The organism is Pantoea vagans, assembly GCF_004792415.1.
GTDB classification, from domain to species: Bacteria; Pseudomonadota; Gammaproteobacteria; order Enterobacterales; family Enterobacteriaceae; genus Pantoea; species Pantoea vagans.
On sequence record NZ_CP038853.1, the window covers coordinates 1,758,788 to 1,781,043 of the forward strand.

The following is a 22,256-nucleotide window of genomic DNA, read 5'->3' on the forward strand; positions in this document are numbered from 1 at the left end:
TGTTCACCGTCAGCGCGACGTCGCCTCCGTATACCGCTACGTGAGGATGATGCGCAACGCTCGCCTCTCAGAGCAGTCAGGTTGTCACTTACCTGGCTGAGCACCGACGGTAAATAAGCTCGCAGCCAGGAGAGCCTGCACCCTGTAAAAGATCGGAGAAAAGTTAACATGGCAGGACACAGTAAGTGGGCAAACACCAAACACCGTAAGGCGGCGCAGGATGCCAAGCGCGGCAAAATCTTCACCAAAATCATTCGTGAACTGGTGACGGCGGCCAAGCTGGGCGGTGGCGATCCGGGTTCCAACCCGCGTCTGCGTGCAGCAATGGATAAAGCGCTGGCGAACAACATGACCCGTGACACCATGGATCGCGCTATCGCTCGCGGTGTGGGCGGCGATGACAACGCCAACATGGAAACCATCATCTATGAAGGTTACGGTCCTGGCGGCTCAGCCATCATGATTGAATGCCTGAGTGATAACCGTAACCGTACCGTGGGCGAAGTGCGTCACGCCTTCACCAAAACCGGCGGCAACCTTGGTACCGACGGCTCCGTGGCTTACCTGTTCAACAAAAAAGGCGTCATCTCCTTCGCGCCAGGTCAGGATGAAGACGCAGTGATGGAAGCCGCACTGGAAGCGGGCGGCGAAGACATCGTCACCTATGACGACGGCGCAATTGATGTCTTTACCGCATGGGAAGAGATGGGCACCGTGCGTGATGCACTGGAAGCCGCTGGCCTGAAAGCGGATACCGCAGAAGTGGCAATGATCCCGACGACCAAAGCGGAAATGGATGCGGAAACCGCACCAAAACTGCTGCGTCTGATCGACATGCTGGAAGATTGCGACGACGTGCAGGAGGTTTATCACAACGGTGAGATCTCCGACGAGGTGGCGGAAACGCTGTAATGGCGTTTACCGTCACAGCGTTAACCGGAGAGGCGTAATGTCGATTATTCTGGGTATCGATCCCGGCTCACGCATCACCGGTTATGGTGTTATTCGTCAGACCGGCCGCCAGCTCACCTATCTGGGCAGCGGCTGTATCCGCACCAATACCACCGAGTTGCCCGCCCGCCTGAAGCTGATTTATGCGGGCGTGTGCGAAATTATCACGCAGTTTTCACCCGATTTCTTCGCTATCGAGCAGGTGTTTATGGCGAAGAATGCTGACTCTGCGCTGAAGCTCGGCCAGGCGCGGGGTGCCGCGATCGTTGCTGCGGTAAACCACGATCTGCCGGTGTTTGAGTATGCCGCCCGTCAGGTTAAACAGACGGTGGTGGGCATCGGCAGCGCCGAGAAAAGTCAGGTGCAGCATATGGTGCGAACCCTGCTGAAACTGCCGGCAAACCCGCAGGCGGACGCCGCCGATGCGCTGGCGATAGCCATTACTCACTGTCACGTGGCGCAAAACGCCGCGCGCATGAGTGACAGCAAGCTGGTGCTGACGCGCGGACGGTTGCGCTCAGGTTAGGGCATCGCACAGAACAGACGCTCAGGCTGGATATTCATCCAGCCTTTTTTATGTTATAAAATCCGCCACATTCGTTAGTTAAGGAAGCATTCAGGTGATAGGTCGTTTACGGGGCAACATTCTGGAAAAGCAGCCGCCACTGGTGCTGCTTGAGGCACACGGCGTCGGTTATGAAATTTACATGCCCATGACCTGTTTTTATGAATTGCCTGAACTTCAGCACGAAGCGGTGATTTTTACCCACTTCGTGGTGCGTGAAGATGCTCAGCTGCTGTTTGGTTTTAACAGCAAGCAGGAGCGCGCACTGTTTCGCGAACTGATTAAAGTGAATGGCGTCGGCCCCAAGCTGGCACTGGCGATCCTCTCCGGCATGTCGGCGCAGCAGTTTGTGACCGCTGTTGAGAAAGAAGAGATCGCGTCACTGGTAAAACTGCCTGGCGTGGGTAAAAAGACCGCTGAGCGTCTGGTCGTCGAGATGAAGGACCGCTTCAAAGGGATGCACGGCGACCTGTTTGGCGGCGATTCGGCCTTTACGCTTACCACACCGAGCGCCGAGCCGGAAACCAACGATGCGGAATCCGAAGCGGTTGCAGCGCTGGTATCACTGGGTTATAAACCGCAGGAAGCGAGCCGTATGATCAGTAAAGTCGGCCGACCGGATGCGGATTGCGAAACCCTGATCCGCGAAGCGCTCCGCGCCGCCATTTGAGGTAAGTCATGATAGAAGCCGACCGCCTGGTCTCCGCTGCCAGTATTAACGAAGAAGAGATAATTGACCGCGCCATTCGCCCGAAGATGCTCACCGAGTATGTCGGTCAGCCGCAGGTGCGTGAGCAGATGGAGATTTTCATCAAAGCCGCACAGCTGCGTGGCGATGCGCTGGATCATCTGCTGATCTTCGGTCCGCCAGGTCTGGGGAAAACCACGCTGGCGAACATCGTGGCCAACGAGATGGGCGTGAACCTGCGTACCACCTCGGGTCCGGTGCTGGAGAAGGCGGGCGATCTGGCGGCGATGCTGACCAACCTTGAACCGCATGACGTGCTGTTTATCGATGAGATCCATCGCCTGTCACCAGTGGTGGAAGAGGTGCTCTACCCGGCAATGGAAGACTATCAGCTGGATATCATGATCGGTGAAGGCCCGGCAGCGCGTTCGATTAAGCTCGATTTGCCGCCGTTTACCCTGATTGGTGCCACCACCCGTGCAGGCTCGCTGACCTCGCCGTTGCGCGATCGCTTTGGCATTGTGCAGCGTCTGGAGTTCTATCAGGTGAAAGATTTGCAGCACATCGTGGGACGCAGTGCCGCCTGTCTGGGCCTGGCATTGAGTGACGAAGGGGCGTTAGAAATCGCCCGTCGCGCACGCGGCACCCCGCGTATCGCCAACCGCCTGCTGCGCCGCGTGCGTGACTTTGCCGAAGTGCGGGCTAATGGTGATCTCAGCGGTGAGGTCTCCTGCAGCGCGCTGGATATGCTTAACGTCGACAGCGAAGGGTTCGACTATATGGACCGCAAACTGCTGCTGGCGATCATCGACAAGTTTATGGGTGGGCCGGTGGGGCTGGATAACCTGGCGGCCGCGATTGGTGAAGAGCGTGAGACCATCGAAGATGTGATTGAACCCTTCCTGATTCAGCAGGGTTTTATTCAGCGCACACCGCGTGGCCGTCTGGCCACGCAGCATGCTTATCGTCACTTCGGCATTACGCGCGAAGAGTAATTACATAGCCGGTTTGCGCACCATGCTGAAGATAAACAGGATGGCGGCGCAGAGCACCACGGACGGCCCGGCAGGCGTGTCGTAGAACGCAGAGAAGGTAAGACCGCCGGTGACGGCAATCACGCCGATGACCACCGCAACGGCCGCCATGCCTTCCGGCGAGCGCACAAAACGACGTGCGGTGGCAGCCGGAATAATCAGCAGTGAAGTGATAATCAGCGCACCCACAAACTTCATCGCCACGCCAATTGTCAGCGCCGTAACCAGCATCAGAATCAGCCGGGTTCGCTGGATATTCACGCCATCCACCTGCGCCAGTTCCGGGCTGATGGTCATCGACAGCAGCGAACGCCACTGCCACGCCATCACCAGCAGCACAATTATCACGCCGCCACCCATCATCCAGAGGTCATCAGGCGTTACGGCCAGCAGGTCGCCAAACAGATACGCCATTAGATCGACGCGCACGTTCTTCATCAGGCTGACGACGACCAGGCCCAGCGACAGCGCGCTGTGCGCCATAATGCCCAGCAGGGTATCAATTGCCAGATGCGGACGCCGCTCCAGCCAGACCAGTCCCAGCGCCAGGCAGACCGTCACCAGAATCACCGCGTAGTAGGGGTTCACGTTCAGCAGCAGGCCAAAGGCTACGCCGAGCAGAGACGCATGCGCCAGGGTATCGCCAAAATAGGACATCTTGCGCCAGACGACGAACGAACCCAGCGGACCGGCAGCCAGCGCTAACATCACACCGCCTATCCAGCCTGGTAATAACAACTCAATCATGATGAACCCTGTCCTTTGCGTAAAACGATACGTCCCTGAAGGTCGTGACGGTGATTATGATGATGACGGTAGATCGCCAGCTCCTGCGCGCCACGCGGGCCAAACATCGCGATAAATTCGGGATGCTGCGAGACGGCTTCCGGCGTGCCCGAACAGCAGATATGGTGATTGAGGCACAACACTTCGTCGGTTTTTGCCATCACCAGATGCAGATCGTGGGAAACCATCAGCACGCCGCAGTTCAGTTCCACGCGTAACTGATTGATCAGGTCATACAGGGCAACCTGACCGTTCACATCCACACCCTGCGTCGGTTCATCCAGCACCAGCAACTGAGGCTGATTCAGCAGGGCGCGTGCCAGCAACACACGCTGAGTTTCACCGCCGGACAGCTTCTGCAGCGGGGAGTTGAGCAGATGGCCCGCCTGCACACGTTTCAGTGCTGGCATAATCTCCGCGTGTTTGCTGCCCCGGGTCAGACGCATAAAGCGCTCAACCGTGACCGGCAGGGTGGGATCGATGTGCAGCTTCTGTGGCACGTAGCCGATACGCAGAGCAGGATCACGCTGAACCGAACCGGTTGTAGGGGCGAGCAGGCCGAGCACCACACGCACCAGCGTTGATTTTCCGGCACCGTTGGGACCCAGCAGGGTGAGAATGCGGCCAGGCTGCAATGCCAGGCTGACGCCTGATAAGACATTGCGCTGGTTAAATTTTATCGAAACGTTATCGAGTGTGACAAGTGAGGTCATAGTATTTACAGGTTGCACAGAATTTCGAATGTTATAATATCACATTCCACCTCATGGTCACGATGGAATGACGCAATATGTTACATAATAAAAAGGGCACAATTTTCGCCCTGACTGCTTTATCTGTTTCAGCTTTGTTAACCCTTCCTGCCCAGGCGAATGTCGTGGCTTCACTCAAACCGGTAGGTTTTATTGCTGCTGCCATTGCCGATGGTGTCACACCGGTCGAGGTGCTGCTGCCGGATGGCGCGTCTGAACACGACTATGCCCTGCGGCCATCTGATGCAAAACGCTTAAAAAACGCGGACTTAGTTGTCTGGGTCGGGCCAGAAATGGAAGCCTTTATGGCGAAGTCTGCGGCTGAACTTCCGGCTCAAAAAAACCTCGCGATGGTGAACATCGACGGGGTAAAACCGTTATTGATTAGCGGTGGTGAAGATGAAGATGAACACGCAGCGGAAAAATCCGAAGATCAGGATGCTGAAGCGCATCATCATCATCACGGCGAGTTTAATATGCACCTGTGGTTGTCGCCAGAGATTGCGCGCAAAACCGCGGTTGCAATCCATGGAAAATTATTGGAACTTATGCCGCAAGATAAGGCCAAACTTGACGCCAACCTCCAGCAGTTTGAGGTAGCTTTGGCAGACACGGACAAACGCGTCAGCGCACAACTTGCTCCGGTCAGAAATAAAGGATATTTCGTTTTTCACGACGCTTACACGTACTTTGAAAAGCACTACGGTCTCTCGCCCGCCGGGCATTTTACCGTCAATCCTGAAATTCAACCGGGCGCTCAGCGTTTACACCAGATACGAACACAGTTGGTTGAGCAAAAGGCGGTCTGCGTCTTTGCTGAGCCACAATTCAGACCAGCAGTCATCGATGCTGTCTCCCGCGGAACACAGGTGCGTAAAGGCACGCTTGATCCCCTGGGCACGGACATCAGCTTAGCCAAAGACAGCTATGTGAAATTCCTCTCACAACTGTCGAGCCAGTATGAAAGCTGCCTGAATGGAGCATGAGGAATAGGTAAAAGTGCAGCAGATAGCCCGCTCTGTCGCCCTCGCATTTAATAATTTGCCGCGCCCCCACCGCGTAATGCTGGGATCGTTAACTGTAGTCACTCTGGCCGTCGCTGTCTGGCGGCCTTACGTTTATCATCCGACGGATGATGTGACGCCCATCGTTAAAAACATTGAACTGGATAAGAACACGCTCCGCACGCTGTTGCCGGAAGCCAGTGAGCCGATCGATCAGAGCACACCGGAACCGGACGAAGAGCTGCCTGCGGATGATGTCGACACTGACGTGCCCGAAACGGCAGGGGTGCATGACTACACCGTCTCATCCGGCGATACCCTGAGCAGTGCCCTGAATCAGTATGGCATCGACATCGGTGACATCAATGCGCTGGTGGTGAGCGATCGCGATCTGCGTAATCTGCAGGTCGGTCAGCAGCTGAGCTGGACGCTGGATGATGATGGTGGCCTGAAAACCCTGAGCTGGGAAATATCCCGTCGCGAAACCCGTACCTATGAGCGCACCCCAGCCGGTGGCTTTAAGATGGATGCGGAGATGCAGAAGGGCGAATGGCGCAACAGCGTGATGCAGGGCGAAGTGCGCGGCAGTTTCGCCGCCAGCGCCATGCGAGCGGGGTTGAGCGGGGCTGAAGCCAGCGCCGTGATTAAAGCGATGCAGTGGCAGATGGACTTCCGTAAGCTGCGTGCTGGCGACCAGTTCAGCGTGCTGATGTCACGTGAAATGCTGGATGGCAGGAGTGCGCAGAGTCAGTTGCTGGGCGTGCGCCTGCGCAGCGGTGGCAAAGACTATTACGCTTTCCGCGCGGAAGATGGCAAGTTCTACGATCGCAGCGGCTCCGGTCTGGCACGCGGTTTTATGCGCTTCCCGACGGTTAAGCAGTATCGTGTCTCTTCCAACTTTAATCCGCGTCGTCTTAACCCGGTAACCGGCCGCATTGCGCCGCACAAAGGCGTCGACTTTGCGCTGCCAATCGGTACGCCGGTGCTGGCCGTCGGTGATGGTGAGATCGTGGTAGCGAAAAACGGCGGTGCCGCCGGTAACTACGTCGCTATACGCCATGGCCGTCAGTATATGACGCGCTATATGCACATGAAGAAAGTGCTGGTGAAGCCAGGTCAGAAAGTGAAACGTGGTGACCGTATTGGACTGTCCGGCAACACCGGACGCTCCACCGGACCGCATCTGCATTTTGAAATCTGGATCAATAACCAGGCGGTTAACCCATTAACGGCGAAGCTGCCGCGCATGGAGGGTCTGACCGGCAAAGATCGCAGCGATTACATGGCACAGGTTAAATCCTGGCTGCCTCAGCTGGGTCTGAAGTAAGCGAATTTCGTCAAATCGCGCAAAAACCGACGGCTTCTCCGTCGGTTTTTTGCTATCTGGCGCAGGATGATTGCAAAATTTCAGGTCGACACTATCATAAGCCGGTCATTGCTTGAGGCGAGTGCATGGAAACCCGTAAAAAAAATAACATTGAATTTATTCCCGTTTTTGAACGTTCTTTTCTCAAACCTAAGTACTGGGGCAGCTGGCTGGCAATAGGTGCGCTGGCGGGTCTGGCGTATTTACCGCCGAAAGTGCGCGATCCGCTGCTGGGCCGGTTAGGCCGGTTTGCCGGTAAGCTGGCAAAGGGCGCACGTCGCCGCGCGCTGATTAATCTCTATTATTGCCTGCCGGAACTCAGTGAAGCGCAGCGTGCCACGCTGGTCGATGAGATGTTTGCGACAGCGCCGCAGGCGATGACAATGATGACCGAGCTGGTGCTGCGCGATCCTGCTCGCATCCGGCAGCGCGTTGAGTGGCATGGTCGTGAAATCATCGACCAGATGAAAGCTGAGCAGCAGAATGTGATTTTCCTGGTGCCACACGGCTGGGCGGTGGATATTCCTGCCATGCTGCTGGCGTCAGAAGGCCAGAAGATGGCGGCCATGTTCCACAATCAGAGCGACTCGCTGCTGGACTATGCCTGGAACACTGCCCGTCGTCGCTATGGCGGCCGGATGCATGCCCGCAACGACGGAATAAAACCGTTTATCAGTTCAGTACGTCAGGGTTACTGGGGCTACTATCTGCCCGATCAGGATCACGGTGCTGAGCACAGCGAATTTGTCGATTTCTTCGCTACCTATAAGGCAACATTGCCTGCGGTAGGCCGGCTGATGAAGGTGTGTCGTGCCCGCGTGGTGCCGCTGTTCCCGGTTTATAACAGTGAAACGCATAAGCTTGAGATTTATGTGCGTCCGCCGATGGACGATCTGCTGGAGGCAGACGATCACCAGCTGGCTCGCCGTATGAATGAAGAGGTGGAAGTGTTTGTCCGCCCGCATCCCGAGCAGTACACGTGGATCCTCAAGCTGCTTAAGACCCGTAAAGAGGGTGACATCGAACCCTATTCGCGCAAAGAGCTTTATCCGCGCAAATAGCAGAAAGGCCGCGAAAGCGGCCTTTTTGGTACGTCGGGTTTGGTTAGCGGTAAGTTCGAAAATGCTTAGGGAACACGGTCAGATCGGAAAGGCGCTTAAGCCATCCCTGGCCGCTCGGCCCGCGCGATTACGCACCTCATCCCTGAGGTGCGCCCGTAGCCGGGCCAACGCTTTGCGTTGTTCAAAAACGCTCCCGGCGTTTTTGTCCATGGCGCGGGACGCTTTCCTCCTCTGCCCGTGTTCCCTGCGCTTTAAGTTTATTTGCCGCTTTCAGATTCACCCAGATCCAGCGATTAAGTGATAATAAAAAGGCCGCTTTCGCAGCCTTTTATGAGTGAATAAAAGAGCTGGGTCAGGAAGCATACCCCCTGCGCAAAGACGCAAACCGCCATTCGTGGCATGCTCAACGCAGACGATTACGCAGCTCTGTTATAACGCCTCCAGCCTGCTGCGACGTTTACGCTCGCGCATAAACAGGGTCACGAGACCAAACCACAGCACGCCGCTGATAAAGTTAATCAGACAGAACCACAACGTGCCGCCGCTGAAGTAACCACTTTTTGCCAGCTCAATCCCCACCGCCAGCGTCAGAATACTGATCATCCCCAGCATGGCCGCCACGCTGCCTTTGCCTTCATCGCTGGCGTAGAGCGTCAGTCGATAGAGTCCGGCATTCACCATCCCCGCGCCAAAGGCGTAGAGGCTCAGGCCAGCCGTGATGAGCAGGTAACCGTGGCTGTTCAGCAGGCTTGCCACCAGCGCCAGACTCAGGCCAATCAGAATCGGCCAGGCGGCGAATTTCACCGGCTGTTCAATCGGCACCCGTCCGGCCAGCTTACTCAGCGTCAGGTTACCGGCAATCATCGCCAGAAACACCGGCAGCTGCAGCAGGGCATACTGCATGCGAGAAAGACCTTCGTCATGCATCAGGATCACCGGTGACAGCGCAACCCAGGTGAGGATCGGGATAAACACCAGCCCGATAGCAAAAGACCCGAACATCACCAGCCGGTCTTTCATCAGTCGGCCATAGTTACGCGCCAGGTTCGGCAGGGCGATGGAGTGGCTGCGGTCGCCTGCGGTTTCTGGCATCACACGCCACAGCACCACAAACGCAACGAGGCTGCAGGCGGCAAACAGCCAGAACATACTGCGCCAGCTGCCCACGGTGAGCCAGGCGGCACCGGCAAGCGGACCTGCCAGCGGAGCCAGCAGCGCCACGTTGGCCATCAGCGCCATCATGCGCACCGCCAGCGCCTCATCAAAGGCTTCCTGAATGGCGGCATAGCCGACCGCACCAATAAAGCAGAGGCTGATACCCTGAATAAAACGCAGGCCAACAAACTCTTCAATCGAACTGACCCAGTTGGTCAGTATGCAGGCGACGGCAAAAAACAGGATGCCGGAGAGCATCACCGGTCGCCGGCCAAACTTATCAGAGAGTGGACCCAGCAGCCATTGCAGCACCACGCCACCAATCAGGTAAGCGGTCAGCGACGTAGAAACCCATTCCGGGCCAACGGAGAACTCGCTGGTGACGATCAGCATGCCGGGCTGGATCATGTCGTGAGCGATATAGGTAGCAAACTCGAACAGCACTAACGCCAGAGGAAAAAGTAAAATTCGGCCGGTAAGCTGGCTGATGGGCTGGAAACGGGGCATCTTGCCTCCTTGTCAGAAAAGAAAAACGCGACTGCCAGGCAGTCGCGTCGTTGATTCTACACCGACAATGTAAACGCGGGCGCAATTAATCCACGCGCAGCACGCGGGTCGTGTTAGTGGTGCCGGTGGCGCCCATCACATCACCCTGGGTCACGATAACCAGATCGCCTGAAACCAGGAAACCTTTATCGCGCAGCAGGTTAACCGCGTCGTGTGCGGCCGCGACACCGTCGTTGTTACTGTCGAAGAACACTGGCGTCACACCGCGATAGAGTGCAGTGAGGTTCAGCGTGCGTTCATGGCGGGACATCGCAAAGATCGGCAGGCCCGACGTGATACGTGAGGTCATCAGCGGAGTACGGCCCGACTCGGTCATGGTGATGATCGCAGTAACGCCCTGCAGATGGTTTGCGGCGTACATGGACGACATGGCAATCGCTTCTTCGACGTTGTCGAACTGCACATCCAGACGATGTTTGGAGACGTTGACGCTTGGGATCTTCTCCGCGCCCAGGCAGACCTTCGCCATCGCTGAGACGGTTTCTGCCGGATACTGACCCGCTGCGGTTTCTGCAGAGAGCATTACGGCATCGGTGCCATCCAGCACGGCGTTAGCCACGTCCATGACTTCTGCGCGGGTTGGCATCGGGTTAGTAATCATCGACTCCATCATCTGCGTCGCGGTAATGATGGTGCGGTTAAGCTGACGGGCACGACGAATTAATGCTTTCTGAATGCCGACCAGTTCCGGGTCGCCAATCTCAACGCCCAGGTCGCCACGCGCAACCATCACCACGTCTGATGCCAGAATGATGTCATCCATCGCTTCCTGGCTGGCAACCGCTTCGGCACGTTCCACTTTAGCGACCAGCTTAGCGTCACAACCCGCTTCACGTGCCAGACGACGCGCCAGGTTCATATCTTCGCCACAGCGTGGGAAGGAGACGGCCAGATAATCGACGCGGATTTTAGCGGCGGTGATAATGTCTGCCTTGTCTTTTTCGGTCAGCGCTTCAGCTGACAGGCCGCCGCCCAGCTTGTTAATGCCTTTGTTGTTCGACAGCGGGCCACCCACGGTGACCTCGGTGAAGACTTTCGTGTCCTGAACTTCCAGCACCTTCAGCTGCACGCGGCCATCATCCAGCAGCAGGATATCGCCCGGCACCACATCTTCAGGCAGACCTTTATAGTCGATACCCACGCGCTCTTTATCGCCTTCGCCTTTACCCAGGCTGGCATCCAGCAGAAAACGGTCGCCGATATTCAGGAAAACTTTGCCTTCTTTGAAGGTCGAAACACGAATTTTTGGACCCTGGAGGTCACCGAGAATAGCCACGTGGCGGCCCAGTTTTGCGGCAATCTCACGCACTTTGTCGGCACGTAGCTGATGGTCTTCTGGCGTGCCGTGAGAGAAGTTGAGTCGTACAACGTTCGCACCGGCAGCGATGATTTTTTCGAGGTTATTATCACGATCGGTGGCCGGGCCGAGGGTTGTTACGATTTTGGTTCTTCTGAGACGTCTTGACATCGGGGACTCCGTAAACATTTAAGCGTGTCCGGGTCTGTGGACACAGCATGGTTATCTATTCTATATGATCGACGGGTTGTGATACGACTCACATTGTAAATGTGATGTTAATTTTTTTGCTGATCACTCTCTTCCCGAAGGGTGTTCTTTTCATAACGCGACGCTTTCAACGCCTCTTTCACGCGTTTCAGGTTTTCCCGGAAGGGGGCACCCCGTTCCAGGGTAAAACCGGTCGCCAGCACATCGATCACGGTTAACTGCGCCAGGCGCGACACCATCGGCAAATAGACATCCGTATCTTCCGGTACATCAAGCACTAAAGCTATCGCTGCTTCATGGGCAAGGGGTGAATCGGGAGAGGTGATGGCAATAACGGTGGAACCGTTTACACGGGCCAGGCGAGCCAGTTCTACCATATTTTTTGTGCGTCCAGTATGTGAAATGAGAACAAAAACGTCACCGGCTCGACTATTTATGCAACTCATGCGCTGGATCACAATATCGTCCGACCAGATGACCGGCAGATTAAAGCGCAGAAATTTGGTAAAGGCGTCATGCGCCACGACCGCCGATGCCCCCAGCCCGAAAAAGGCGAGTTTGTCGGCCTGCGCAAGCAGGGTGACGGCCTGTTGCAGCTGCGTGCTGTTCAGCTGATCGCGCACCCGCTGCAGGCCAGCCAGCGCCGAGTCGAAGATCTTGTGGCTGTAGTCCTCCACACTGTCGTTATCCTCCACACCCCGGCTGACCCAGCTGCTGCTTTTCACCAGGCTCTGCGCCAGCTGCAGTTTAAAGTCGGGAAAGCCGCGTGCGCCCAGGCGATGGCAGAAGCGGTTTACAGTGGGTTCACTCACGCCGGCAAAGCCTGCCAGCGTCGCAATGCTGGAGTGCATCGCCGCCTGGGGGGCAGCCAGAATCTGCCGGGCGACTTTCTGTTCCGCTTTGCTGAGTGCAGCGAACTGCGCCTCAATTTTTTCCAGCATATTCATAAGCCGATGACCATTATCGCTTTTATCAATTTCAATTATCACTGTCGTCAGCGCCGATTAACAGAGACTATATCGCGTTAGCAGCCGACAGGCGCAACGGCGGACAAGCCGATGGCGCTTTTTTTTGGGATACTTTGACCGGTGCCAGATTTCCTGACACCAGTAGACACAGAAAAAACCGGCAATCCGCACGTGTCATCACACGCGTGCCGCGCATCCGGTACAGAGTTAATGCGGTTGACCCGGCGAGTCGGTTTACCTGGCGCGGGGAAAAAAGTACATTGTGCTGAAAGAAAATAATAACCTGGACCCGGTGGCAGAGGATGCATCACCACCGGACTATCCTGCAACGAGGAGAGGAAAATGGCGGTAACACAAACAGCCCAGGCATGCGATCTGGTGATTTTCGGTGCCAAAGGCGATCTTGCACGCCGTAAACTGTTGCCTTCACTGTACCAGTTAGAGAAAGCGGGTCAGATCCACGAGGAAACCCGCATTATTGGTGTCGGCCGTGCCGAGTGGGACAAAGCGGAATACACCAAAGTGGTACGTGAAGCGCTGGAAACCTTCATGAAGGAGAAGATTGACGAAGCGCTGTGGGACAAACTCAGCAATCGTCTCGACTTCTGCAACCTCGATGTTAATGACACCACGCACTTCCCGAAACTGGGCAAGATGCTGGACCAGAAAAACCGCACCACCATTAACTACTTTGCGATGCCGCCGAGCACCTTTGGCGCCATCTGTCAGGGGCTGGGCACCGCGAAGCTGAATGCGAAACCGGCGCGCGTGGTGATGGAGAAGCCGCTCGGTACCTCACTGGAAACCTCGCAGGAGATCAACGACAGCGTTGGTGAATACTTCGATGAGAGCCAGGTGTTCCGTATCGACCACTATCTCGGCAAAGAGACCGTCCTTAACCTGCTGGCGCTGCGCTTTGCAAACTCTATCTTCGTGAATAACTGGGATAATCGCACCATCGACCACGTGCAGATCACCGTGGCCGAAGAGGTGGGTATCGAAGGCCGCTGGGGTTACTTCGATAAAGCGGGTCAGATGCGTGACATGATTCAGAACCACCTGTTGCAGATTCTGACCATGATCGCCATGTCGCCGCCGTCCGATCTCAGTGCCGACAGCATCCGTGACGAAAAAGTTAAAGTGCTGCGCTCGCTGCGCCGTATCGACCAGACCAACGTGCGTGAGAAGACCGTACGCGGTCAGTACACCGCGGGCTTTGTACAGGGTAAAAAAGTGCCGGGCTACCTGGAAGAAGAGGGGGCCAATAAAACGAGCGCTACGGAGACTTTCGTCGCAATTCGTGTCGATATCGACAACTGGCGCTGGGCAGGCGTGCCGTTCTACCTGCGTACCGGTAAGCGTTTACCGACCAAATGTTCCGAAGTGGTGGTGTACTTTAAAAACCCTGAGATGAACCTGTTCAAAGATTCCTACTCAGAGCTGCCGCAGAACAAGCTGACTATTCGTCTGCAGCCGGACGAGGGCGTGGATATCGAGATCCTGAATAAAGTGCCAGGCCTCGATCACAAGCACAAGCTGCAGACCACCAAACTGGATCTGAGCTACTCCGAGACGTTTAATCAGTCGCACCTTGCCGATGCTTACGAGCGTCTGCTGCTGGAGAGCATGCGCGGTATCCAGGCGCTGTTTGTGCGTCGCGATGAAGTGGAAGCCGCATGGACCTATGTTGATTCGATTATCAACGCATGGGCGGCAGATGGTGACTCTTCCAAACCATATCAGGCCGGCACCTGGGGCCCGGTGGCCTCGGTGGCGATGATCACCCGCGATGGTCGCTCGTGGAACGAGTTTGAATAACTGAAGTGATGATGAAGCCCGTAACGCGGTGGTGAGATTGGTGATTATGTCAGCCCGGTCTGTTGTAAGACTGTGACTGCGAAGGGAACACGGTCAGATCGGAAAGGCGCTTGAGCCAATCCCTGGCCGCTCGGCCCGCGCCGTCCATGGCGCGGGACGCTTTCCTCCTCTGCCCGTGTTCCCTGCGCCTTAAACTAAGACATTGAGGCCAGGCAAATACGAAACCTGGTTTCATCTGCAGTTACAGCCCGCCACGCGGGCTTTTTTTTCGCCTTGAAATCGTGCCAGCAGATACGACTAAAACTGAACTGCTGTTTCAAAATGGGCGCAGGAGGATAGACGCTCAGGAAGCGAATCATGTATGGTAGTGACGCAATCTACAGGGCAGGAGCCGATGCTCCATGACCGGGCCACAATCCCGGTGTTATCAAGCAAGGGGAACTGATGAAAAACTGGAAAACGAGTGCTGAACAGATTCTGACCACCGGACCTGTCGTGCCGGTCATCGTGGTAAACAAACTGGAACACGCTGTGCCGATGGCGAAAGCGCTGGTGGCAGGCGGTGTCAGAGTGCTGGAAGTCACGCTGCGCACGCCCGTAGCGATGGATGCACTGCGTGCGATGATCAAAGAAGTACCGGATGCGATTGTCGGTGCGGGCACAGTGATTAATCCGCAGCAGTTACAGGAAGTGACCGATGCCGGAGCACAGTTTGTTATCAGCCCTGGCGTCACGGAATCGCTGCTGAAAGCGGCGGTTGAAGGCCCGGTTCCATTGATTCCGGGAATCAGCACGGTTTCTGAGTTAATGACCGGTATGGACTATGGTCTGCGCGAGTTTAAGTTTTTCCCGGCAGAAGCAAATGGCGGCGTGAAAGCGCTGCAGGCGATTGGCGGACCTTTCCCGCAGGTGCGTTTCTGTCCGACCGGCGGTATCTCTCCGGCCAACTACCGTGACTATCTGGCGCTGAAAAGCGTGCTGTGCATCGGCGGCTCCTGGCTGGTGCCTAACGATGCGCTGGAAGCGGGCGACTGGGATCGCATCACCCGCCTGGCTCGCGAAGCTGTCGAAGGCGCGAAGTAAGTAATGGCGGTGAGCGTCTGCTCACCGCACACCTTTACCCCTGAACCGTAACCGCCGCTGCGCTGGCAACTGCACGCGCAATCGCCTGCGTGGTGCTGTCACCGCTGGCCAGCGCGACGCCCAGACGACGCTGACCGCTAATCTCCGGCTTGCCGAACAGCCGAAGTTGCAGACCGGCCCCCAGTGCGGCTTCGACATTCACAAACTGCACATTCTGGCTGGTCAGTTGCGGCAGGATAACGGCAGATGCCGATGGACCATACTGACGAATCCCGCCAATCGGCAGACCCAGGAACGCCCGCACGTGCAGCGCAAACTCTGACAAATCCTGTGAAATCAGCGTCACCATGCCGGTATCATGGGGACGGGGTGATACTTCACTGAACACCACCTCATCACCACAGACAAACAGCTCAACGCCAAACAGGCCATAGCCACCCAGCGCCTTCACCACCTGCGCGGCAACATCCTGTGCCCGCTGCAGCGCCAGTTCGCTCATCTGCTGCGGCTGCCAGGATTCACGGTAATCGCCATCCTCCTGACGGTGACCAATCGGCGCACAGAAGTGAATCCCATCGACGGCGCTGATGGTCAGCAGGGTGATCTCAAAATCAAAGTTAACAACGCCTTCAACGATGACGCGACCGGCACCGGCACGACCACCCTGTTGCGCATAGTCCCAGGCTTTCTCAAGCTGACTGGCGTCGCGGATAAAGCTCTGACCTTTACCGGATGAACTCATCACCGGCTTTACAATGCACGGGAAGCCGATCTCTGCGGCGGCTTCATCAAAACGCGCTTTGCTATCGGCAAAGCGATAGCTTGAGGTCGGCAACGACAGCTCTTCAGCCGCAAGGCGACGAATGCCTTCACGATTCATAGTCAGCTTTGCGGCGCGGGCGGTCGGAACCACGCGCTGGCCCTGCTGCTCCAGCTCAACCAGCGTATCCGTGGCGATGGCTTCAATTTCCGGCACCACAAAGTCTGGCTTCTCTTCGGCAATCAGCGCAGCCAGCGCTGCGCCATCCAGCATATTAATCACATGACTGCGATGGGCGACATGCATCGCCGGGGCATCGGCGTAACGATCAACTGCGATAACTTCCACACCCAGACGCTGACACTCCAGCGCCACCTCTTTACCCAGTTCACCTGAACCTAATAGCATTACACGCGTCGCCGCCGGACGCAGCGCTGTTCCGAGAGTCGTCATACATTCCTCTAAGCAGTCAAAATTCGCGCGCCAGTATAAACGAAAACGTTTGCGTTCTCATCTTTCGTCCATCTGGCACCGCCGTTTGCTGTACTTTTCCCGCTCTGACGTTTCCTGACATCCTTTTGGTCAGGATAGCGGGCTGACATCCTGAAAGGAGTGAATGATGAATAACTGGTTGCAACAGATTCAGTCGGTACTGGCAAAGAAGGGTGGTGAAGGAAAATCGGGCGGCGGCTTAAGTGACATGCTGGCACCGGGTGCGCTGGGCGGTCTGGCCGCCATGCTGGTCTCCAGTAAGTCTTCACGCAAACTGCTGACCAAATATGGCGGCAAAGCGCTGATTATTGGTGGTGGCGCGGCCGCTGGTGCGGTGCTGTGGAATAAATATAAGCAGCGGGTCAGCGAAGCGCACCAGAATGAACCTGACTTTGGCGTGGCTCAGACGCCAGTCGACCAGCGCGCTGAACGTCTGGTCACGGCGCTGGTGTTTGCCGCTAAAAGTGACGGACACATCGACGATCAGGAGCGGGCAGCCATTGAGCAGAATATTCATCAGTCCGGTTACGGCCAGGATGCAGAACAGCTGATTCAGAAAGCGATGAACCGTCCGCTGGATCCGCAATGGCTGGCCGCAGATGTGAAAAATGAGGAAGAGGCGCTGGAGCTTTACTTCCTGAGCTGTACCGCTATCGACGTCGATCACTTTATGGAACGCAGCTATCTCTCCGCGCTGGGCGACGCGCTGAAAATTCCTCAGGATGTCCGTGACGGCATCCAGCAGGATCTTGAGGCTGAAAAAGCCCGTCTGCCTGCCGGTTAATCCTGGCTGAAGTCCGCTGGCTGGTCACACGAAGTGATTGGCCAGCGGCAGCTTCTCTCGTCATACCTGGCTTCCGGCTGCTGAAGTGTTACGCTTACAGATCATTACGTTAATGGAGACGGATGGATGAAAGCACCCATCGCAAAAAAAATTCCCCATGAGATGACGCTGCACGGCGAGACGCGCGTTGACGATTATTACTGGCTGCGCGACGACAAACGTGAAAACAGCGAAGTCCTTGATTACCTGCGTGCCGAAAACAATTACGGCAAAAAAATCATGTCATCGCAGCAGCCGCTGCAGGACCGGGTATTAAAAGAGATTATCGATCGGCTGCCGCCGGAAGATCACTCAGTGCCCTATGTGAAAAACGGCTACCGCTATCAGAGCCGCTACCAGAGCGGTAACGAATATCCGGCCTATTACCGTCAGCCGGCAGCAAGCGAGGAGTCTGGCGAGTGGAGCCTGCTGCTGGATGCCAACCAGCGCGCCTCACACAGCGATTTTTACACGATGGGCGCGCTGCACATCAGCCCCGATAACCGGGTGATGGCGCTGGCCGAGGATTTCCTGTCGCGACGCCAGTACGGCATCCGGTTCCGCAACCTGGAGAGTGGCAGCTGGTATCCTGAAGTGCTGAGTAACGCCTCATCGAGCTTCGCCTGGGGCAACGATTCCCGTACGATCTACTATGTGCAGAAACATCCGCAGACGCTGCTCTCTTATCAGGTGTGGCGACATGAATTAGGTATGCCGCAGTGGGAAGACAAGCTCGTCTACGAAGAGCAGGATGACACCTATCATCTCAGCGTGCACAAGAGCACCTCCAAGCAGTTCATCATGATTGCGCTCTACAGCACCAATACCAGCGAAATTCAGCTGATCGATGCGAACTTCCCTGATGCGCAGCCACATGTGTTTCTGCCGCGCCGTCGCGATCATGAATACAGCATCGACCATTACGATCATCAGTTCTTCATTCGCTCCAACCGCGAAGGCAAAAACTTCGGGCTGTATCGCAGTCGCTATCTGGATGAGTCACGCTGGGAAACACTTATCCCGGCACGGGAACAGGTAGTGATGGAGGATTTCCAGCTGTTCCGCGACTGGCTGGTGGTTGAGGAGCGCCAGCGCGGCTTAACCAGCCTGCGACAGATTAACTGGGCCAGCGGCGAGACCAGCGGCATCGCCTTTGACGATCCGACCTATGTAACCTGGCTGGCATACAACCCGACGCCGCGCACCAGCAAACTGCGCTACGGCTATTCGTCGATGACCACGCCGACCACGCTGTTTGAACTGGATATGGATACCGGCGAACGCCGCATTCTCAAGCAGAGCCAGGTTAAAGGCTTTAACGCGGAAGATTACAAAAGCGAGCATCACTGGATCAAAGTCAGCGATGGCACCGAAGTACCGGTGTCGCTGGTCTATCACCGCAAGCATTATCAGCCCGGTCAGAACCCGATGCTGGTCTATGGATATGGCGCCTACGGCAGCAGCATGGATGCCGATTTCAGCGTCAGCCGTCTGAGCCTGCTGGATCGCGGCTTTGTCTATGCGCTGATACAGGTGCGCGGCGGCGGTGAGCTGGGGCAGCAATGGTATGACGGCGGTCGCCTGCTGAACAAAATGAACAGCTTCACCGACTTTATTGATGTCACAGATGCGCTGGTGGCGCGCGGCATCGGCCACCCGGAACGGCTCTATGCGATGGGTGGCAGTGCAGGCGGCCTGCTGATGGGCGGCGTGATTAATCTGGCGCCTCAGCGGTTCCACGGCGTGGTGGCGCAGGTGCCGTTTGTGGATGTGGTCACCACCATGCTGGATGAGTCGATTCCGCTGACGACCGGTGAGTATGACGAGTGGGGCAACCCCAACGATCCTGAGTACTACCACTACATCCGCCAGTACAGCCCCTATGACAACATTGAGGCGAAAGCGTATCCCCACCTGCTGGTTACCACCGGCCTGCACGACTCACAGGTGCAGTACTGGGAACCGGCCAAGTGGGTGGCGAAGCTGAGATCGCTGAAAACGGATAACAACCTGCTGCTGCTCTGCACGGATATGGATTCCGGTCACGGCGGCAAGTCGGGGCGTTACAAAGCCTACGAGGGTATCGCGATGGAATATACCTTCCTGCTGGGACTGGCGCAGGGCACCCTGCCGCCCGCTCAGGATTACTGAGACTCCGACAGGTATTTATTCAGCGCCTGCCGCAATGGCGGGCGCAGATCGCTGACATTATTCAGCACCCACTTCAGATAGCCCGGATCCTTTCTCGCAATCACCGCAATGGCCTGGCCGCGATATTTGCCGAACGGCAGAATATCGTCGCGCTGGGCCGCCGGTTGTGAACGCACAATCATCTCGGAAGCACCCCAGCCGGAGACCTCCATAATCCGAATCAGCAGCGCCGCCGTGACATAGCAGTCATAGAGCGCGCGGTGCGCATGCAGATCAGCGGGCGGCGTCACATCCAGCTTCAGCGAATGACGCAGTGCCTGGTTGCCATATTTAATGCCCGGCCAAAGCTGGCGCGCCAGCTGCATGGTGCAGATCCATTCACCGTACATCTCCGGCAGCATCCGGCGATCAAAGCTAGCATTATGCGCCACGTAGAAAGCGCTGCCGTAATAGCGCGGGATCGCCTCTTCAATGGTCGGTTTACCAGCGACCATTGCTTCAGTGATGCGATGCACCGCCATCGCCTGACGGCTGATAGGGCGGTCGGGCATGGTGAGATCGCTCATTGGATTCACAATCTGACCGTTGACCACATCCACGGACGCGACTTCCACCACGCCGCCCTGCAGACCGCAGGTTTCGGTATCGATAACGCGGAACATCATTGCTTCATCTTCGGTTCATAAGGAAGGCGCGACAGGCTGAGTGATGCCTGGCGGTATTGCATCAGACGCTGACGAAACCAGTCACGCAGCGCTTCGGGTTGCTCCTGCGCCACCATCTCGGCAACGACCGGCATGTTATAGCGCTCTTTGAACGCCACGCCCGCTGCCGCCAAATCGACATTGATCTTGTCTTTCTCTTCCTGGGACAGCACGGCAAGGTTATGGCTCATAATATTCTCCTGACGATAGCCGGCAAAAGTAATGTTTTCGGCGGTATGAATCAAGGATAAGGATCGCATCGCTGGCCTCGACAGTGCAAAATCAGCAGCGTATCCTTTTGCCACGTTTATCGCCCTGGCGGCGGTTAAAAGGATGATCTTATGCAGAAAAAACCCATTTCCCGCATGGTTATTGCGCTGGCGGCAGCCGGACTGATGGCATTCAGCTCGCTGGCCGCAGCGCATGCGCATCTCCAGTCTTCCGCACCCGCAGCTAAAGCGCAGGTTACGACATCCCCCGATGCGCTGACGCTGAACTTCAGTGAAGATATTGAAGCGGCATTCAGCGGCGTTACGCTGCTGGACAGTGCACAGAAACCCGTTGAGACGACCAAAGCCCGCGTTGAAGCTGACCAGAAAAATCGCCTGATTGTCGGCCTTTCTCAGCCGCTGAAAGCGGGCAGTTATCAGGTTAACTGGCATGTGCTGTCGGTGGATGGACATAAAACCGCAGGAAGCTATCGCTTCAGCGTGAAGTAAGCCGGTGACCACCCTCTGGATCCTGTTGCGCGGACTGCATTTCGCCGCTGTGATGCTGCTGACTGGCAGTGCCTGTTACAGCGCGCTGCTGGCACCCAAACGCTATCGACATCTGCTGGCGCGACGATTAAATCCGCTGGTGAAGGGCAGCGCCTGGCTGGCGCTGCTGAGTGCGCTGGCGATGCTGGCCTGCCAGAATGTGCTGATGAGCGGCGACAGTACCAATCTGGCCGATACCGACATCTGGCTGGCGGTACTCGACACACATTTTGGTGCGGTGTGGCAGTGGGAAATCATTTTCGGCGTTATGGGCATTGTTGCGCTGACACTGACCGGAAAGCTGCGTCAGCAGGTGTTACTGCTGGCGGGCGTGCTGCAACTGGCCTGCATGGCCCTGATTGGTCATGCCGCGATGCGCGACGGCTTGCCCGGTCTGCTTCAGCAGATCAACCAGGTAATGCATCTGATGGCGGCGGCGTTCTGGGTGGGCGGACTACTGCCGCTGCTGCTGTTGATGCGCGAGGCGCGCCAGATCGATCGCCGTACTGACGCGATTCGTACCATGATGCGGTTTTCGCGCTATGGTCATCTGGCGGTAGCGTTAACGCTGCTGAGCGGTGTGATAAACAGCGTGATGATCGCAGGCTGGCCACTGATGTGGCACGATTCACGCTACATTGTATTGTTGCTGTGCAAAGTACTGCTGGTAGCCCTGATGGTGCTGGTGGCGCTGATTAATCGATACTGGCTGGTGCCGCGCTTCCGCCTGGCGGGCAGCGGGACGCAGCAAAAATTTATTCGCATGACGCAGCTTGAACTGCTGCTGGCGTGTGGCGTGGTTGGGCTGGTGAGCGTATTTGCTACTTTGTCACCAGCCTGAATGTAGTTTAAGAGAGAAAAGGGTAGTTATGTTGCTGAAGAAAGTGATCCCCGCAATCCTGTTGTTATCCGTATGCGGCCAGGCGCTGGCGGCACAAATCATTACCGTCAGCCGCTTTGAGATCGGTAAAGAGAAGTGGCCGTTTAACCGTGAAGAAGTGATGCTGACCTGCGAGAAAGATGGTGCGATGTTTGCCATCAATCCAAGCACGCTGATGCAATACCCGCTGAACGATATCGCCGACCAGTTGTTTAAAAACAAACAGGTGAAAGCGCAGCCGATCAGCGTGATACAGGCCGAAGACAAGGCGCATCCGGGCCAGAGGATGAGTCTGCAGCCGATTGTTGAGCGCACTCAGGCGCTGTGCGGTAAATAAACCTCCCGGGTGCAGCTTTGCGCTGCGCCCAATCACCGATTTTTTG

22 protein-coding genes are annotated in these 22,256 nt (G+C 56.4%); 14 read left to right on the forward strand and 8 right to left on the reverse strand.

Annotated elements, in window-relative coordinates; translation table 11 throughout:
• Positions 1-168 precede the first annotated feature (168 nt).
• From EGO56_RS08150 to ruvB, 4 genes are all read left to right on the forward strand, one after another.
• A complete protein-coding gene (locus tag EGO56_RS08150) occupies positions 169-912 on the forward strand; it encodes a YebC/PmpR family DNA-binding transcriptional regulator (RefSeq protein ID WP_033732924.1) in 744 nt (247 codons plus the stop codon).
• Positions 913-949: 37 nt separating this feature from the next.
• Positions 950-1,477 carry a crossover junction endodeoxyribonuclease RuvC gene (ruvC, locus tag EGO56_RS08155; RefSeq protein WP_003849205.1) on the forward strand — a complete coding sequence of 176 codons (528 nt, stop codon included), beginning with the start codon at positions 950-952 and terminating at the stop codon, positions 1,475-1,477.
• Positions 1,478-1,571: 94 nt separating this feature from the next.
• Positions 1,572-2,186: a Holliday junction branch migration protein RuvA gene (gene ruvA, locus EGO56_RS08160; protein ID WP_003849207.1), complete on the forward strand. Its 615-nt coding sequence runs from the start codon at positions 1,572-1,574 to the stop codon at positions 2,184-2,186.
• Between the two features lie 8 nt (positions 2,187-2,194).
• Positions 2,195-3,199, forward strand: coding sequence for a Holliday junction branch migration DNA helicase RuvB (gene ruvB, locus EGO56_RS08165; protein ID WP_061062680.1), 1,005 nt, complete (start codon positions 2,195-2,197; stop codon positions 3,197-3,199).
• Here the strand turns inward: ruvB and znuB are convergent, their stop codons facing one another.
• Together znuB and znuC are read right to left on the reverse strand one after the other, a co-directional pair.
• Entirely contained in the window at positions 3,200-3,985 is a 786-nt protein-coding gene (znuB, locus tag EGO56_RS08170) for a zinc ABC transporter permease subunit ZnuB (RefSeq protein ID WP_013358169.1), read from the reverse strand.
• Positions 3,982-4,737: a zinc ABC transporter ATP-binding protein ZnuC gene (gene znuC, locus EGO56_RS08175; RefSeq protein ID WP_013358168.1), complete on the reverse strand. Its 756-nt coding sequence runs from the start codon at positions 4,735-4,737 to the stop codon at positions 3,982-3,984. Before znuC ends, znuB begins: the two co-directional genes overlap by 4 nt.
• 77 nt (positions 4,738-4,814) lie before the next feature.
• Here znuC and znuA point away from each other — a divergent pair, with 77 nt between their 5' ends.
• The 3 genes from znuA to lpxM all read left to right on the forward strand — a co-directional run bounded on the left by znuA (position 4,815) and on the right by lpxM (position 8,207).
• Positions 4,815-5,762, forward strand: a complete 948-nt coding sequence (znuA, locus tag EGO56_RS08180; RefSeq protein WP_095707041.1) for a zinc ABC transporter substrate-binding protein ZnuA — start codon at positions 4,815-4,817, stop codon at positions 5,760-5,762.
• A gap of 13 nt (positions 5,763-5,775) precedes the next feature.
• Positions 5,776-7,107, forward strand: coding sequence for a murein DD-endopeptidase MepM (mepM, locus tag EGO56_RS08185; RefSeq protein WP_135908452.1), 1,332 nt, complete (start codon positions 5,776-5,778; stop codon positions 7,105-7,107).
• A 125-nt stretch (positions 7,108-7,232) separates the two neighbouring features.
• Positions 7,233-8,207, forward strand: coding sequence for a lauroyl-Kdo(2)-lipid IV(A) myristoyltransferase (gene lpxM / locus EGO56_RS08190; protein WP_135908454.1), 975 nt, complete (start codon positions 7,233-7,235; stop codon positions 8,205-8,207).
• A gap of 429 nt (positions 8,208-8,636) precedes the next feature.
• On the opposite strand, the gene EGO56_RS08195 is transcribed toward lpxM, so the two are convergent.
• From EGO56_RS08195 to EGO56_RS08205, 3 genes are all read right to left on the reverse strand, one after another.
• A complete protein-coding gene (locus EGO56_RS08195; protein ID WP_135908456.1) occupies positions 8,637-9,869 on the reverse strand; it encodes an MFS transporter in 1,233 nt (410 codons plus the stop codon).
• An 85-nt stretch (positions 9,870-9,954) separates the two neighbouring features.
• Positions 9,955-11,397 carry a pyruvate kinase gene (gene pyk / locus EGO56_RS08200; protein WP_013358162.1) on the reverse strand — a complete coding sequence of 481 codons (1,443 nt, stop codon included), beginning with the start codon at positions 11,395-11,397 and terminating at the stop codon, positions 9,955-9,957.
• A gap of 107 nt (positions 11,398-11,504) precedes the next feature.
• Entirely contained in the window at positions 11,505-12,383 is an 879-nt protein-coding gene (locus tag EGO56_RS08205; protein WP_167493425.1) for a MurR/RpiR family transcriptional regulator, read from the reverse strand.
• Between the two features lie 363 nt (positions 12,384-12,746).
• Here EGO56_RS08205 and zwf point away from each other — a divergent pair, with 363 nt between their 5' ends.
• Positions 12,747-14,222 carry a glucose-6-phosphate dehydrogenase gene (gene zwf / locus EGO56_RS08210; RefSeq protein ID WP_013358160.1) on the forward strand — a complete coding sequence of 492 codons (1,476 nt, stop codon included), beginning with the start codon at positions 12,747-12,749 and terminating at the stop codon, positions 14,220-14,222.
• Positions 14,223-14,666: 444 nt separating this feature from the next.
• Positions 14,667-15,305 (forward strand): bifunctional 4-hydroxy-2-oxoglutarate aldolase/2-dehydro-3-deoxy-phosphogluconate aldolase, encoded by a 639-nt coding sequence (locus EGO56_RS08215; RefSeq protein ID WP_010258674.1) that lies wholly within the window; start codon positions 14,667-14,669, stop codon positions 15,303-15,305.
• A 34-nt stretch (positions 15,306-15,339) separates the two neighbouring features.
• On the opposite strand, the gene purT is transcribed toward EGO56_RS08215, so the two are convergent.
• Entirely contained in the window at positions 15,340-16,518 is a 1,179-nt protein-coding gene (purT, locus tag EGO56_RS08220; protein ID WP_135908458.1) for a formate-dependent phosphoribosylglycinamide formyltransferase, read from the reverse strand.
• A gap of 166 nt (positions 16,519-16,684) precedes the next feature.
• Between purT and EGO56_RS08225 the strand changes: the two genes are divergently transcribed.
• The gene (locus tag EGO56_RS08225; RefSeq protein ID WP_135910544.1) at positions 16,685-17,341 is read left to right on the forward strand and encodes a tellurite resistance TerB family protein; all 657 of its coding nucleotides are present in this window, start codon (positions 16,685-16,687) and stop codon (positions 17,339-17,341) included.
• A gap of 126 nt (positions 17,342-17,467) precedes the next feature.
• A complete protein-coding gene (locus EGO56_RS08230; protein ID WP_135908460.1) occupies positions 17,468-19,531 on the forward strand; it encodes a prolyl oligopeptidase family serine peptidase in 2,064 nt (687 codons plus the stop codon).
• Here EGO56_RS08230 and exoX read toward each other — a convergent pair.
• Positions 19,525-20,193, reverse strand: a complete 669-nt coding sequence (gene exoX / locus EGO56_RS08235) for an exodeoxyribonuclease X (protein WP_135910545.1) — start codon at positions 20,191-20,193, stop codon at positions 19,525-19,527. The two genes, EGO56_RS08230 and exoX, sit on opposite strands and share 7 nt — an antisense overlap.
• The gene (locus EGO56_RS08240; protein WP_033733020.1) at positions 20,193-20,426 is read right to left on the reverse strand and encodes a DNA polymerase III subunit theta; all 234 of its coding nucleotides are present in this window, start codon (positions 20,424-20,426) and stop codon (positions 20,193-20,195) included. Before EGO56_RS08240 ends, exoX begins: the two co-directional genes overlap by 1 nt.
• A 150-nt stretch (positions 20,427-20,576) precedes the next feature.
• Between EGO56_RS08240 and copC the strand changes: the two genes are divergently transcribed.
• Genes copC through EGO56_RS08255 form a run of 3 tightly spaced genes read left to right on the forward strand, consistent with a single transcriptional unit; the run spans position 20,577 to position 22,210 of the window.
• On the forward strand, positions 20,577-20,954 hold the full coding sequence (gene copC, locus EGO56_RS08245) for a copper homeostasis periplasmic binding protein CopC (protein WP_135908462.1): 378 nt from the start codon (positions 20,577-20,579) through the stop codon (positions 20,952-20,954).
• A gap of 4 nt (positions 20,955-20,958) precedes the next feature.
• Entirely contained in the window at positions 20,959-21,834 is an 876-nt protein-coding gene (gene copD, locus EGO56_RS08250) for a copper homeostasis membrane protein CopD (protein WP_135908464.1), read from the forward strand.
• 28 nt (positions 21,835-21,862) lie between these two features.
• Positions 21,863-22,210: a YebY family protein gene (locus EGO56_RS08255; protein ID WP_135908466.1), complete on the forward strand. Its 348-nt coding sequence runs from the start codon at positions 21,863-21,865 to the stop codon at positions 22,208-22,210.
• Positions 22,211-22,256: the final 46 nt, after the last annotated feature.

Excerpts from the sequence above, each read along its gene's own strand:
- EGO56_RS08230 (WP_135908460.1), top strand. The coding sequence starts at position 17,468 with ATGAAAGCACCCATCGCAAAAAAAATTCCCCATGAGATGACGCTGCAC.
- znuA (WP_095707041.1), top strand. The coding sequence starts at position 4,815 with ATGTTACATAATAAAAAGGGCACAATTTTCGCCCTGACTGCTTTATCT.
- znuC (WP_013358168.1), bottom strand. The coding sequence starts at position 4,737 with ATGACCTCACTTGTCACACTCGATAACGTTTCGATAAAATTTAACCAG.
- EGO56_RS08195 (WP_135908456.1), bottom strand. The coding sequence starts at position 9,869 with ATGCCCCGTTTCCAGCCCATCAGCCAGCTTACCGGCCGAATTTTACTT.
- pyk (WP_013358162.1), bottom strand. The coding sequence starts at position 11,397 with ATGTCAAGACGTCTCAGAAGAACCAAAATCGTAACAACCCTCGGCCCG.
- EGO56_RS08225 (WP_135910544.1), top strand. The coding sequence starts at position 16,685 with ATGAATAACTGGTTGCAACAGATTCAGTCGGTACTGGCAAAGAAGGGT.
- purT (WP_135908458.1), bottom strand. The coding sequence starts at position 16,518 with ATGACGACTCTCGGAACAGCGCTGCGTCCGGCGGCGACGCGTGTAATG.
- EGO56_RS08205 (WP_167493425.1), bottom strand. The coding sequence starts at position 12,383 with ATGAATATGCTGGAAAAAATTGAGGCGCAGTTCGCTGCACTCAGCAAA.
- znuB (WP_013358169.1), bottom strand. The coding sequence starts at position 3,985 with ATGATTGAGTTGTTATTACCAGGCTGGATAGGCGGTGTGATGTTAGCG.
- EGO56_RS08240 (WP_033733020.1), bottom strand. The coding sequence starts at position 20,426 with ATGAGCCATAACCTTGCCGTGCTGTCCCAGGAAGAGAAAGACAAGATC.
- EGO56_RS08150 (WP_033732924.1), top strand. The coding sequence starts at position 169 with ATGGCAGGACACAGTAAGTGGGCAAACACCAAACACCGTAAGGCGGCG.
- exoX (WP_135910545.1), bottom strand. The coding sequence starts at position 20,193 with ATGTTCCGCGTTATCGATACCGAAACCTGCGGTCTGCAGGGCGGCGTG.
- ruvB (WP_061062680.1), top strand. The coding sequence starts at position 2,195 with ATGATAGAAGCCGACCGCCTGGTCTCCGCTGCCAGTATTAACGAAGAA.
- copC (WP_135908462.1), top strand. The coding sequence starts at position 20,577 with ATGCAGAAAAAACCCATTTCCCGCATGGTTATTGCGCTGGCGGCAGCC.
- EGO56_RS08255 (WP_135908466.1), top strand. The coding sequence starts at position 21,863 with ATGTTGCTGAAGAAAGTGATCCCCGCAATCCTGTTGTTATCCGTATGC.
- lpxM (WP_135908454.1), top strand. The coding sequence starts at position 7,233 with ATGGAAACCCGTAAAAAAAATAACATTGAATTTATTCCCGTTTTTGAA.
- zwf (WP_013358160.1), top strand. The coding sequence starts at position 12,747 with ATGGCGGTAACACAAACAGCCCAGGCATGCGATCTGGTGATTTTCGGT.
- ruvC (WP_003849205.1), top strand. The coding sequence starts at position 950 with ATGTCGATTATTCTGGGTATCGATCCCGGCTCACGCATCACCGGTTAT.
- EGO56_RS08215 (WP_010258674.1), top strand. The coding sequence starts at position 14,667 with ATGAAAAACTGGAAAACGAGTGCTGAACAGATTCTGACCACCGGACCT.